Annotated in this window: 1 protein-coding gene; it reads left to right on the forward strand. The window is 52.7% G+C overall.

The features are described from left to right. Positions 1-69: 69 nt before the first annotated feature. Positions 70-1,290 carry an ISL3-like element ISKox3 family transposase gene (locus ACOTX7_RS24255; RefSeq protein ID WP_000343760.1) on the forward strand — a complete coding sequence of 407 codons (1,221 nt, stop codon included), beginning with the start codon at positions 70-72 and terminating at the stop codon, positions 1,288-1,290. The last annotated feature ends 28 nt before the right edge of the window (positions 1,291-1,318 follow it).

A 1,318-nucleotide genomic window follows, 5' to 3' on the forward strand; every position in this document is an offset into this window, starting at 1 on the left:
ATGGGTCTTCCCTTGTTGTGGTGGCTGAAGGCATGATAATGGTGTATTTAATCGCCAGAGGTCACCGCCATGGACGAAAAGTCCCTCTACGCTCATATTCTCAACCTGTCCGATCCGTGGCAGGTAAAGTCCCTTTCTCTCGATGAAAATGCCGGTTCTGTTACTGTCACTATTGAGATCGCTGAAAACACCCGGCTAGCCTGTCCGACCTGCGGTAAATCCTGTTCTGTTCACGATCACCGTCATCGTAAATGGCGCCATCTTGATACCTGCCAGTTCACCACTATTGTTGAAGCCGATGTTCCACGAATTATGTGTCCGGAGCATGGCTGCCTGACGTTGCCTGTTCCGTGGGCTGGCCCCGGAAGCCGGTATACGTTGCTATTCGAATCGTTCGTTCTCTCATGGCTGAAAATCAGCACCGTTGATGCTGTCAGGAAGCAACTTAAGCTCAGTTGGAATGCGGTTGACGGCATTATGACCCGGGCAGTTAAGCGAGGTCTTGCCCGGATAAAAAAGCCATTATCCGCCCGTCATATGAATGTGGATGAGGTCGCCTTTAAAAAAGGACATCGTTACATAACGGTGATCTCCGATCGCGATGGTCGGGCGCTGGCCTTAACGGATGATCGCGGCACAGAGAGTCTTGCCGGCTATCTTCGCACGCTCACTGATGGGCAGTTGCTGGCTATCAAAACGCTCTCAATGGACATGAACGCGGGCTATATAAGAGCAGCGCGTATCCACTTACCCAGTGCGGTTGAGAAAATCGCCTTTGACCGCTTCCATGTGGCGAAGCAACTGGGCGAGGTAGTTGATAAAACCCGTCAGAATGAACATCCGCACCTCCCTGTTGAAAGCCGACACCAGGCAAAAGGAACCCGCTTCCTGTGGCAGTACAGCGATAAGTGGATGACCGAATCCCGGCAGGAAAAGCTGATGTGGCTGCGTGCACAGATGAAGCTGACGAGCCAGTGCTGGGCGCTGAAAGAGCTGGCAAAGGATATCTGGAACAGGCCATGGAGCGAGGAAAGACGGAGTGACTGGCAGAGATGGTTGGCGCTGGCGGCTAACAGTGACGTTCCCATGATGAAAAATGCCGCGAAAACGATAGGAAAAAGGCTGTACGGGATCCTGAATGCGATGCGACACAGTGTCTCAAACGGAAATGCGGAGGCACTTAACAGCAAGATCAGGCTGCTGAGGATAAAAGCCAGGGGATACCGAAACCGGGAGCGCTTTAAACTGGGGGTGATGTTCCACTACGGAAAGCTGAATATGGCGTTCTGAGCCTTCCCACCATGATCGGGGAAGACCC

The sequence above is a fragment of the Enterobacter cloacae complex sp. IR5418 genome, from assembly GCF_049238105.1.
In the GTDB taxonomy this organism is placed as follows: Bacteria; Pseudomonadota; Gammaproteobacteria; order Enterobacterales; family Enterobacteriaceae; genus Enterobacter; species Enterobacter hormaechei.

Coding starts and splice junctions, on each gene's coding strand:
- ACOTX7_RS24255 (WP_000343760.1), top strand. CDS start 70: ATGGACGAAAAGTCCCTCTACGCTCATATTCTCAACCTGTCCGATCCG.